The sequence below is a fragment of the Porcincola sp. LCP21S3_C12 genome (assembly GCF_052118625.1).
Taxonomy (GTDB): domain Bacteria; phylum Bacillota; class Clostridia; order Lachnospirales; family Lachnospiraceae; genus Porcincola.
This window is the reverse complement of record NZ_JBQKGW010000006.1, coordinates 14,607-26,690: the sequence shown is the minus strand read 5'-3', so window position 1 is coordinate 26,690 and position 12,084 is coordinate 14,607. Positions and strand designations below refer to the sequence as shown.

At 55.2% G+C, this 12,084-nt stretch carries 10 protein-coding genes; 9 read left to right on the top strand and 1 reads right to left on the bottom strand.

The features are described from left to right. Positions 1-40: 40 nt before the first annotated feature. The 9 genes from nagB (at position 41) to ACTQ1N_RS04620 (ending at position 9,955) form a co-directional block, all read left to right on the top strand. Positions 41-778, top strand: a complete 738-nt coding sequence (gene nagB, locus ACTQ1N_RS04660; RefSeq protein ID WP_441955102.1) for a glucosamine-6-phosphate deaminase — start codon at positions 41-43, stop codon at positions 776-778. Beyond that, positions 775-1,947 (top strand): N-acetylglucosamine-6-phosphate deacetylase, encoded by a 1,173-nt coding sequence (nagA, locus tag ACTQ1N_RS04655; protein WP_441955100.1) that lies wholly within the window; start codon positions 775-777, stop codon positions 1,945-1,947. The genes nagB and nagA overlap by 4 nt, the downstream gene beginning before the upstream one ends. 252 nt (positions 1,948-2,199) lie before the next feature. Beyond that, positions 2,200-3,198: a LacI family DNA-binding transcriptional regulator gene (locus ACTQ1N_RS04650; RefSeq protein WP_441955098.1), complete on the top strand. Its 999-nt coding sequence runs from the start codon at positions 2,200-2,202 to the stop codon at positions 3,196-3,198. Between the two features lie 257 nt (positions 3,199-3,455). Beyond that, on the top strand, positions 3,456-4,511 hold the full coding sequence (locus ACTQ1N_RS04645; RefSeq protein ID WP_441955096.1) for a substrate-binding domain-containing protein: 1,056 nt from the start codon (positions 3,456-3,458) through the stop codon (positions 4,509-4,511). Between the two features lie 111 nt (positions 4,512-4,622). Continuing rightward, positions 4,623-6,095 carry a sugar ABC transporter ATP-binding protein gene (locus tag ACTQ1N_RS04640; protein ID WP_441955094.1) on the top strand — a complete coding sequence of 491 codons (1,473 nt, stop codon included), beginning with the start codon at positions 4,623-4,625 and terminating at the stop codon, positions 6,093-6,095. Between the two features lie 21 nt (positions 6,096-6,116). After that, a complete protein-coding gene (locus ACTQ1N_RS04635; protein WP_441955092.1) occupies positions 6,117-7,124 on the top strand; it encodes an ABC transporter permease in 1,008 nt (335 codons plus the stop codon). Between the two features lie 13 nt (positions 7,125-7,137). Then, complete coding sequence (locus tag ACTQ1N_RS04630) at positions 7,138-8,106, top strand: ABC transporter permease (RefSeq protein WP_441955090.1); 969 nt, start codon at positions 7,138-7,140, stop codon at positions 8,104-8,106. An 80-nt stretch (positions 8,107-8,186) separates the two neighbouring features. Continuing rightward, complete coding sequence (locus tag ACTQ1N_RS04625; RefSeq protein WP_441955088.1) at positions 8,187-9,182, top strand: dihydroxyacetone kinase subunit DhaK; 996 nt, start codon at positions 8,187-8,189, stop codon at positions 9,180-9,182. Positions 9,183-9,319: 137 nt separating this feature from the next. Beyond that, on the top strand, positions 9,320-9,955 hold the full coding sequence (locus tag ACTQ1N_RS04620) for a dihydroxyacetone kinase subunit L (protein ID WP_441955086.1): 636 nt from the start codon (positions 9,320-9,322) through the stop codon (positions 9,953-9,955). 325 nt (positions 9,956-10,280) lie between these two features. Here the strand turns inward: ACTQ1N_RS04620 and ACTQ1N_RS04615 are convergent, their stop codons facing one another. Then, positions 10,281-12,032 carry an ammonium transporter gene (locus ACTQ1N_RS04615; RefSeq protein ID WP_441955084.1) on the bottom strand — a complete coding sequence of 584 codons (1,752 nt, stop codon included), beginning with the start codon at positions 12,030-12,032 and terminating at the stop codon, positions 10,281-10,283. Positions 12,033-12,084: the final 52 nt, after the last annotated feature.

Here is a 12,084-nt window from a genome sequence, read left to right as displayed (position 1 = left end):
CCAAATGGCAGAAGACGGTAAGAAGACAGGAGAGATAGAAATGAGAATCATTCGTGCAAAAGACTATCGTGAAATGAGCCGCCGGGCGGCTGAGATCATCGCTTCGGAGGTGATTCTGAAGCCGGACTGCGTGCTTGGCCTGGCAACAGGTTCGAGTCCGATCGGTACCTATGACGAGCTGGTGAAGATGTATGAGGATGGGGCGCTGGATTTCTCCGGAGTCCGGACGGTCAACCTGGATGAGTATTGCGGGCTGGACATCACGAGCGATCAGAGCTACGTCTGGTTCATGCACCATCATCTGTTTGACCGGGTCAATATCAGACCGGAGAATACATATTTTCCGGATGGAAAGCAGGCGGACGCGCAGAAGGCCTGCGCGGAATACGATGCAGTGATGGAGAAAACCGGACGGACGGATCTGCAGCTGCTCGGGCTGGGACCGGACGGACATATCGGGTTCAACGAGCCGGAGGACTTTTTCCCGTCCGGCACACACAAGGTTGCGCTGACCGACTCCACCATTCAGGCCAACAAGCGGTTCTTCTCCTCGGAGGAGGAAGTCCCGCGTTTTGCATACACCATGGGCGTTGCGGGTATCATGAAGGCACGCCGCGTGCTGATGGTCGTGAGCGGAAAGGGCAAAGCAGGCATCCTGAAGGAAGCTTTCTGCGGTCCGGTCGTGCCGCAGGTTCCGGCGTCGGTGCTCCAGCTCCATCCTGACTTCATTCTGGTGGCGGACGAGGAGGCACTTTCGGATATGGAGGGCGCACGATGAAACTTTACAGTGATCATATCCTGATCGGGTCGGCGTTCCAGAGCGGGATGCTGGAGTTTGACGAGCGGTTCAGCAACTTCACCCCCGGCATGAAGCCGTCATCCATCCAGAATACGGGCTTTGGCTGCACGGAAGAGAACGGAGAGGATATTCTGGACTACAGCGGTTTTTATATCATCCCCGGACTGGTGGACATCCACACGCACGCGGCGATGGGCGCGGACGCCAGTGACGGAGATGCCGCAGAGATGCAGACGATGAGCCGCTTCTACGCGCGAAATGGTGTGACGAGCTGGTGCCCGACGACGATGACGCTTAAGGAACCGGAGCTGAAAGAGGCGTGCCGGACGATCAGTCATTTCAGAAGACCGGAGGATGGCGCACGCTCCGTCGGCGTTCATCTGGAGGGACCGTTTGTCTGTATGGAGAAGCGCGGTGCGCAGAATCCGGAGAACATCCATGTTCCGGATGTGGAGATGCTCAAACGGCTCAACGAGGCAGCAGGCGGGACAGTCCGCCTGGTAACCATGGCGCCGGAGACCGAAGGCGGAATTGCATTTGTGAGGGAAGCGTCGAAGCTCTGTACGGTATCGCTTGGACATACAATGGCTGACTATGACACGGCGATGCGGGCCTTTTTTGCCGGGGCCAGCCATGTCACACACCTGTTCAATGCAATGCAGCCGATCCACCACAGAAAGCCGGGGCTGATTGCGGCGGCGTATGATGCCGGTGCGACGGCAGAGCTGATCTGTGACGGCATGCATGTGGAGCCTTCAGTCATGAGAATGGCGGAGAAGCTGTTCGGAAGGCAGCTGGTTCTGGTGTCCGATTCGCTCCGGTGTACCGGGATGCCGGAGGGAGATTATCCGTTCGGCGGCCAGATGATTACACTTCGAAACGGCAGGGCGACGCTGAAGGGAACGGACACCATCGCCGGGTCTGTCATATCCCTGATGGAGGGCGTCCGCCGTGTCGTGGACTTTGGTATGTCGCTGGAGGATGCGGTTATTGCAGCCAGCAGTACGCCGGCACGGGCGATCCGGATGGATCGCGAGATCGGCTCGATCCAGGCCGGAAAGCGCGCAGATATGGTGGCACTTGACAAATCCCTGAAGGTGCGGACGGTCTGGATCGACGGCAGAGAGGCTGTCTCGTCAGAAAGTTGAAGACCGGCGGCCGGCTGGCTGAAAAGCCTGCCAGGACGAAGACGTAAAAAACTGATGGTTGACCGCTGTCTGAATTCGAGTTAGCTTACTGGGTGAGAAGACGGGACGGGAAACTGAAGCGGCAGACGCAGAAAGGCGGCTGATCGTGGAAGTCTTACGAAGGGGCGCTGACAACACCAGAAGGCAGGACAATCAGAAACATGCCGGGGCGCCCGGAGCGAACGACGGAGCATGGACAGGCGGTGCACAGCGATGACAATCAGAGAGCTGGCAGGGGAGATCGGAGTCTCCCCCGCAACCATATCAATGGTTCTGAACGGCAAGGGAGATATCAGTGAGCAGACCAGAGCGAAGGTTCTGGAGGCGGTTGAGAAGTACGGGTATTCGCCGAAACGCAGAAAAGCCATTCTGCGGAATCGTATTCTGCTCATTCAGTACCGGGGAAGCGGTTATCTGGTTGAGGAAAACCAGGGATTTATATCGGCAATTATCGATGCCATTGAGAAGAATCTGAAGAATGAAGGCTATGGCCTCTCCATTGTCAACATATCAGGGGATCTGAAGGAAGAGCTGGAGGCAATGAGCTATGACAGCTATTCCGGCGCAATTTTGATTGCCTCGGAGATCCCGCCGTCGATGTACGGAGACATCGCTTCGATTCGGATTCCATTTATCGTGATCGACAATCCGGTTCCGAATTACAATTACCCCTGCCTCTGCATGAACAATGAGGAGAATGTATGGATTGCGCTGAACTTTCTGAAACAGCGGGGGTTTTCAAAAATTGGCCTGCTGACCAGCAGCATTCCCTTCGAAAATTTTGAACTCCGGAACCGGTTTTTTTTCAGGAGTCTGGAATCGCTTGACTTTTCCTTCCGGGGGCCGGAGCATCGGCTGCGTCCGGATATGAAGGGGGCGCGGGCAGACATGCTCCGGGAACTGGACGCCTGTGGCACAAAAGCGCTTCCGGAGTGTTTCTTTGCGGTGAACGACATCATTGCGCTTGGGGCCATTACAGCGCTTCGGGAGAAGGGGATCCGCGTACCGGAGGAGGTATCGGTCATTGGCTTTGACGATATCCCGTATGCGGCGGTGAGCTCTCCGACGCTCACGACGATCCATGTACAGCGGCGGTTTATCGGGTATGAAGCGGTCAGAGGGATTCTGAACCGGATTGAGAACCCGCAGCTGGATCCGGTGAAAACGCTGGTGACCGGAAAACTGGTCGAGCGCAGGAGTGTGCGGAGTTAAGATAGCATAATGTTTAGTAAACTTAACCGGAACGCTGTTCCGGTTTTTTTATGCCTGAAATGAAGCATATCTTAAGTGTATTCAAAACATGACTGTGATATTCACGAATAATTGAGGAGATAAGCGAGAATCCTAAACAAATATAAACAAAAAAATCATGTCTGAACATATTGACATTTTATTTGAGCAGATGTATTGTATGAACAACAAGCGAAACGTTGAGAACGTTTACTAAACAAACAAAGGAGGATTTGAAGATGAAGTTCAATAAGGTCGTCAGTGTTCTGGCATCAGCTGCCATGGCAGCATCGCTGCTTGCGGTGCCGGCAATCGCGGGAGAGACGGAAGCTTCCACGGAAGCCGGGACAGAGGCTGAGGGGGATCTGATCGGAGCGAAGGGAACAGAGTACAAGATCGCGGTCGTCCCGAAGATGACCAACATCGCGTGGTTCCAGAGAATGCAGGATGGCGTCGACGAATACAATAAGGAAACCGGAAGCAATGTTGTATACGGCGGATCTGCAGAAGGCGCGGATCAGGCTTCCTATGTCGAGGGACTTCTCGCAGAGGACTGGGATGCAATCTGTGTTGTTCCGTTTGATTCAGAAGCGCTGGCTCCTGTCCTTCAGAAGGCAAAGGATCAGGGCATCAAGGTTATCACACACGAGGCAGCTTCCATGGACGCAAGCGTCCGTGATGTCGATGTCGAGGCTTTCCAGAACGCGGACTACGGCGAGAATTTCATGAAGGAGCTCGGAGAGCTGACAGGCGGCAAGGGAAAGTACATCCAGTTTGTCGGTGCGCTCACCTCTGTATCCCACAATGAGTGGTGTGACGCAGCCAAGGCTCTTCAGGAGAAGGAATATCCGGATATGGAGTGCCTCGGCCGGTATGAGACAGGCGATGATACGACTTCCTCCTACAACCAGACCAAAGAGCTTCTGACCGCGAATCCGGACATCACCGCGATCGAGGGTTCTGCTTCCACCGACGTTGTCGGCGCAGCACAGGCAGTTGAGGAACTCGGACTGGCTGGAAAGGTCGCAATTGTCGGAACGTCCATGACATCGATCGCTCAGCAGTATGTAGAGGACGGAACAATCGCTTCCTTCTCCGTATGGGATCCGGCAGAGGCCGGCAAGGCGATGATCTGCATGGCTATCGCAGAACTTGACGGAACGGTGGACGACAACACGATGCATCTCGCAGCAAAGGGTTATGAGACCGTCGAGAACGTCAACAAAGACGGTGTCTACTATGGAAACGCTCGTGTCGACGTCACGAAGGACAACATGAATGACTATAACTTCTGACCAGCCGCAGGCGGTTTCAGGAGTCACGAATGCATGAATGAGTCTGAAACCCCATACGGTTCAGAAACCGTATGGGGTTTCTTCAGTAAAAAGGAAAGACCTGGTCAGAATATGGGAAATGAAGAGAACAAGGTATTTCTGAAACTTAAGGGGATCAAGAAGTCTTTCGGCGGTGTCCATGCGCTCAGAGGCGTTGACCTGGAGATCCGGGAAGGTGAGATCCACTGCCTGGCCGGTGAGAATGGCTGCGGGAAGTCCACGCTGATCAAGGCAATCTCGGGGGTTCATGAACCGGACGAGGGCGAGATCTGGATCAACGGCGAGAAGGTGGAGCACATGAAACCCATCGACGCCATCAACCGCGGGATTCAGGTCATTTACCAGGATTTTGCGGTATTCCCGAACCTGACAGTCGCGGAGAACATCGCGCTGAACGGGGAAGTCAAGAACCGGAAGAAATTTGTGAACTGGAAGGAGATCCATCAGATCGCAGAGCGTGGTATGGCGCAGGTCGGTGCGGAGCTGGACCCGGATATGCCGCTGGAGCAGCTGCCTGTCGCCGGCAAGCAGATGGTTGCCATCTGCAGGGCGATCGTCAACGACGCAAAGCTGCTGATCCTGGACGAGCCGACGACGGCGCTGACTGAGAAAGAGGTCGGAAAGCTCTGGGAGGTCCTCAGAGGGCTGAAGAAGAAGGGCATCGCGATCATGATCGTCAACCATAAGCTGGATGAGATCTACCAGATCGCGGACAGTCTTACGATTCTGAGAAACGGAAAGTACATATCAAGCGGAAAAATATCCGAATATAATGACGCTCGTTTCATGAAGGATATGACGGGCAGGGATCTGGTCGAGACCAAGTATGACCCGGCGCCGTCCGACGAGGAGGTTTTCCGTGTCGACCATCTGACGTTAAAGGGACGTTTTGAGGACGTCAGCTTCAGCATGAACAAGGGCGATATCCTGGGGCTGACCGGTCTGCTTGGCTCCGGACGAGGTGAGATCGGCGAAGCACTGTTTGGCATCACACCGCCGGAATCGGGCGACATCTACCTGAATGGAAAGAAGATTGAGATCCACTCTGTAGCGGATGCGATCAAGAACAAGATCGGGTATGTCCCGGAAGACAGACTGACGCAGGGGCTCTTCATGGAGCGTTCGATCGAGGACAACACGATCGCCAGCTCTATACGAGATTATTTCCACGGCATGAGTCTGAATGAGAAAGAGATGCGGGAAGCCTCCGAGAGATGGCTGAAGGATCTCTCCATCGCGGCACCTTCGATCGATCCGCCGGTCCGGACGCTTTCCGGCGGAAATGCTCAGAAGGTTGTCATCGCCAAGTGGCTGAATACACATCCGAAACTGTTCATCCTCAATGGGCCGACCGTCGGTGTCGATGTCGGCGCGAAGGCAGAGATCCACGACATTCTGAGAGGGCTTGCGAAGCAGGGCATCGGAATTATCATCATATCCGATGACCTTCCGGAGCTTCTCCAGAACTGCAACAAGATCGTGATCATGAACAAAGGTAAGGTACGGCTTGTCACCGACAATAAGATTGACAAGCTCAGCCTTTAAAGTGCCGGTCAGGAGGAGATTATGAACAGTAAAAAGAAACATGCTTGGCTGACCAGCAACCAGATGATCCTGGTTTATATCATTGCCGTGTTCAGCCTGATCGTCGGGATCCGCCAGCCTGCGTTCTGGGACTTTGCAACGGTTCTCAATACGATGAGGGCGGCCATCTTCACGATGTGCTTCGCGCTCTGTGAAATGATTGTCATTATATCGGGAGGAATCGATGTTTCATTTCCGGCAATCGGATGTGTTGCGATGTACGTCCCGATGTATATCATCAACCGGGTGGCACCGATTGACAACGCGTGGTTTGCGTTTGGTCTGGCAGTCCTGATCGGTCTGGCGTTCGGTCTTCTGAACGGCTTTCTGGTCGCGATCCTGAACCTTCCGCCGCTGATCGCGACGCTGGCGACCAGCTCCATTGCGTCGGGCGGTGTTGTCACGATCCTCGGAACCCGTGAGTTCACGGTGCTTCCGTCCAGTCTCCAGGCGATCTACAACACGAATTTGATTACCTACACCTCGCCGAAGACCGGTTTCCAGTATGTGCTGAATGTCCTGGTCCTTGTGCCGATCATCGTCTGTCTCTTGATCGCGTGGATGCTGAAGTATACGATGCTCGGGAGAGGACTCTATGTCATCGGCGGAAACAAGACAGCAGCCCGCGTCGCCGGGTTTAATGTGAAGAAGCTTCAGTTCGCGGCCTATGTCTGGTCGGGCGTGTTCGTCGGGGTGGCAGCGATGATTTATAACATCCTGATGCATTCGGCGACGACGTCCGCGCTGATGGGCGACGAGATGATCACGATCGCGGCCTGCGTCATCGGCGGTGTCCGCATCACAGGCGGCCATGGCGGAGTCGGCGGGGTTGTCCTGAGCGTGATTCTGATCACACTGGTCCAGAACAACCTGAATATGCTGGGCATCCCGACCAGCTGGCAGCGGTTCGTAGTCGGCATCGTGCTGCTTCTTGGCACGATCATCACTTCATGGCAGACAAAGCGCTCCATGAAAATGAGTCAGGCGTGAGGAGGGTCTGGAGATGAAGAAGAAAACAGCATCAAAAAAGCTGAATGACCATATTAAAGTCCTCATACTGATGATGGTATTTGTGCTGATTCTGATGGCGGTCCTGAAAGGGCCGGTGTACTATTCCGTCAATAATTTCCGGTCAATGATCTTCCAGTTTCCGGAATACGGCGTTTTGTCATTCGGTATGATGGTCTGCATGATCGCCGGCGGGATCGATCTGTCGCTGGTCGGGATCATGAACCTCGGAGGAGTGGTCTGTGCACTGCTCATCAAGAATGCAGGTGTCCCGATCCCGCTGGCATGTCTGGCTTCGGTAGCAGTCGGTGCAGGCTGCGGCGCGCTGAACGGACTGATCATCGGCTCGCTTGATATCCCGGCCATGCTCGTGACGCTGTGCGGCCTTGAGGTGTACTCCGGCCTGGCGCTCGCCATAACCGGAGGGCCGGCGATCAACGGGATGTCCGACAGTTTCAAGAACATTGCGAACGGTTCCATCGGATCAATCCCCTATGTTCTGTTCATTTTCATCGGTGTGCTGATTGTGGTCGCGTTCATCATGAAGCACACGGTCTTCGGGCATGAGGTGTATTTCCTCGGGTCGAACAAGCAGGCGGCCCGGTATTCCGGAATCAACACACTCCGGACAACGATCCTGGCACACACGATGTCCGGCATTCTCGGCGGGATATCCGGCATCATCATCACATCGCATCTGAACTCTGCGAAGTCGTCGAATGGCTCAACCTACACACTTCTGAGCCTTCTGATCGTTGTCCTGGGCGGGATCAATCCGGACGGCGGCGGCGGGACGGTCGCAGGTGTGACCTTCTCCATCGTGCTGCTGCAGCTGATCGCGAATGCATTTACGATCATGCATGCACCGGATACGCTGAAGACGCTTGTGAACGGATGTCTGCTGGTGGCAGCTCTGATTCTGGACAAGGTCATGCAGAAGAGAGATATGCAGAAGAACAGCTGAGTCTCCGGCTCTGACCGGAAGGCGGAAAAACAGGAAGGATGACAAGACGGGCTCTGAATACAGCCCGGAAGGAGAATGACATGAAAAAGATTATCAACAAACCGGAAAACTATACGGACGACATGCTGCATGGGATCTATCAGGCACATCCTGATATGGTCAAATACGTGGAGAACGACCTTCGCTGCTACTGCACCGCGAAGAAGAAGGAGGGCAAGGTTGCCATCATCACCGGCGGCGGTACGGGCCACCTTCCACTGTTCCTTGGATATGTCGGCGAGAACATGCTGGATGGATGCGGTGTCGGCTCGGTCTTTCAGTCTCCCTCTGCTGAGCAGATTTACAACATATCGAAGGAAGTCGAATCGGGAGCAGGCATCCTGTTTCTGTACGGCAACTATACCGGGGATATCATGAACTTCGATATGGCTTCCGAGATGCTGGAAATGGATGATATCCAGACTCGCAGCATCGTCGGCGCTGACGACGTGCTGTCCAACAAGAATCCGGATGCGCGCCGCGGTGTCGCAGGCATCTTCTTCATGTACAAGTGTGCAGGCGCGAAGGCAGCCCAGATGGGTACGCTTGACGAGGTGCTTGCCGCAGCCCAGAAGGCCAAGGAGAACACCCGCACAGTCGGCTTTGCGCTGACGCCCTGCATCATCCCGGAGCTTGGACACAGTAACTTTACCCTCGGAGAGAATGAAATGGCATTCGGCATGGGCATTCATGGCGAACCGGGTGTCTGGAACGGACCGGTCAAGACCTCGAGAGAGCTGGCAGAGGAATCGATGAAGGAAATTCTCGGCGATATGCCGGTTGCATCCGGCGAGGAGGTCTGTGTCCTGATCAACGGACTTGGAGCAACCTCCCAGGAAGAGCTCTATATCCTGACAGGCGATGTGGAGGATATTCTGAAAGAGAAAGGCATCAAGGTTTACCGCACATTTGTCGGCGAGTATGCGACCTCCATGGAGATGGCAGGCGCATCGATCTCGATCTGCAAGGTCGCAGACGAGGAGATGAAGCAGTGGATTGACATGCCGGTTCATACGCCGTTCTACACGCAGGTGTAACGATCAAACCGCAGGGGGATCCAGCCAGTGGGTGCTGGCTGGATATTCCTGCCGGATGAATATACCGGAAAAAATGCCCGGCGGCTGTCACAGGCAGACTGGCGGTGACGGGCGGAGGACAAAAGGAGCTTGGAAATATGGACACAGTACGAGTGAGCGATCTCCCGGCACTCTTTCAGGGAGTAGCAGATATTTTTGAGGAACAGAAGGATCATCTCTGTGAGATGGATGCGGCCATGGGTGACGGGGATCTCGGTCTGACCATGAGCAAGGGCTATGGTGCCCTTCCTGGCCTGATCAAGGATCAGATGCAGGAGACCAGCGTTGCGAAGACGCTGATGAAGGCAGCCATGAAGATGCAGGGACTTGTACCGTCGACGATGGGAACCCTGATGAGCACCGGTGTTATGTACGGCGGAAAAGCTGTCGGGGATAAGCCGGAGATGGACGCAAAGGATCTGGCTGCATTTCTGGAAGGCTTTGCCGCAGGTATCCAGAAAAGAGGAAAGTGCCAGCCTGGCGATCGGACAATCTATGATTCTGTCTCGAAAGCAGCTGAGGCAGGCAAAAAGGCGCTGGAGGAGGGCGGCGGCATGAAGGCTGTCATGGATGCCGCAGTCGAGGGCGCCAAAGAAGGCGTGGAGGCGACCAAGGAGATGACGCCGAAGTATGGCAAGGCAGCTGTCTTCGCAGCCCGCGCAAAAGGTGTGGAAGACCAGGGTGCCGTTGCCGGCATGTACCTGATGGAAGGACTTGCAAGATATTTCAGCTGACAGGCATACCTGTTTCTTCAATCTTCATTTCCCATAGAAGCCCCTGCAGCAGCACGCTGCAGGGGCTTTCCTGCCATTCGCGCTTTGCGCGCTGCTGACGCATCGCCCGCGCTCATAGCTTTTGCAGTATGCGGCTTTTGCAGTGGCAAGTGAATAAGTCCCACGCGTCACTTTCGCTGCTTCGCAGCTTCCGTGCCGCTGAAAGCCATTCGCGTTTTACGCGCTGCTGACGCATCGCCCGCGCTCATGGCTTTTGTCGTCGCAAATGAGAAGGCCCCTGTCAGCGTGCGAGCACGCTGCAGGGGCTTCTCATTGCGACTGGGACTTATTCTACATCTTTTAACGCGGAGAGGTCTTCTTCGCCGGTGCGGACCTTGACGACTTTCGCAACGTTGTATACGAAGATCTTGCCATCGCCGATACGGCCGGTGTAGAGAACTTTCTTGGCGGTTTCGATGACTTTGTCGACCGGGATTGATCCGACAACGACTTCCACCTTGACTTTCGGGATCAGGGTTGAGTCGACGACAGCGCCACGATAGCGGTCTGTCGAGCCGCGTTCAATGCCGCTGCCCATGACCTGGTACATAGTCATGCCGGTCACGCCAAGCTCGTTGAGTGCCTTCTTGAGGGCGTCAAACTTCGACAGGCGGCAGATGATGCTGACCTTGTGGATACCGGTGTCAAGGGACGGGACGAGCGGCGCCTCGCGGGTGACTTTGACAGCGGCGTTGATCTGCGCATCGCTTGCCTTTTCGTAGTCATCTTCGCCAAGCTCTGTGTTATCGTTCGGGTTGACGTCCATATCTGTGACATCCGTGATGGCGAATCCGGAATATGCACTTGTAAGACCATGCTCATGGACATCGAGGCCGTCAATCTCGACCTGTGCCGGAACACGGAGTCCGATGGTTTTGTCGATGATCTTGAATGCGATGTACATCACGATCAGAACGTAGACAGCGACTGAGACAAAGCCGAGGAGCTGTACACCGAGCTGATGGAAGCCCCCGCCGTAGAAGAGACCCTTGCCGACGCCGTCGTCGCCGGTGGAAAACAGGCCGACTGCGATGGTGCCCCAGATGCCGTTGACCATGTGTACGGATACAGCGCCGACCGGATCGTCGATCTTGACGATGTTATCGAAGAATTCGACGCTCAGGACGACCAGGATGCCTGAGATGAGGCCGATGAAGAAGGCTCCGAGCGGAGAGACGCAGTTACAGGGGGCTGTGATGGCGACAAGACCTGCAAGCGCTGCATTGAAAGTCATCGATACGTCAGGCTTGCCGTAACGGATCCAGGTGAAGATCATCGCGACAACAGTCGCGACAGCGGCAGCCAGGTTGGTGTTGACGAATACCAGCGAAGCGGTGACAGCAGCTGCATCAGAGTCCATTGCAACGGTCGAAGCGCCGTTGAAGCCGAACCAGCAGAACCAGAGGATGAAGACGCCGAGTGCAGCAGCCGTCATGTTGTGCCCGGGGATCGCTCTTGCCTTGCCATTCTTGTCATATTTGCCGATGCGGGGGCCCAGCATCCATGCGCCGAGGCAGGCGATGAGGCCGCCGACCATGTGGACGCAGGTGGAACCTGCAAAGTCATGGAAGCCGAGTGTCGAGAGCCAGCCGCCGCCCCAGATCCAGTGGCCGCTGATCGGATAGACAATCAGCGAGATGACGGCGGAGTATACACAGTATGCCTTGAAGTTCGTGCGTTCAGCCATCGAGCCGGAGACGATGGTGGCAGCGGTTGCGCAGAAGACGGTCTGGAAGATCACATATGCCCAGAGCGGCATTGTCTGCGGGACGACGCTGTTCTCGGCGGTGTAGTTTCCGAGGATCATCGGATCGAGGTGCCCGATGATGGCGCCGGTTCCGCCGAACATCAGACCAAAGCCGACGAGCCAGAAACAGGGTGTCCCGATACAGAAGTCCATCATGTTCTTCATCAGGATATTGCCGGTGTTCTTGGCTCTCGTGAGGCCTGCCTCGCAGAGGGCGAACCCTGCCTGCATGAAGTAGACCAGGGCTGCGCCGACGAGCACCCATATTACGGTAGTCATACTGTATTCCATATGTTCCCTCCTCTTTGTTCTCGTTTCTCCTGAAATGAAAAAGCGCCGCAGC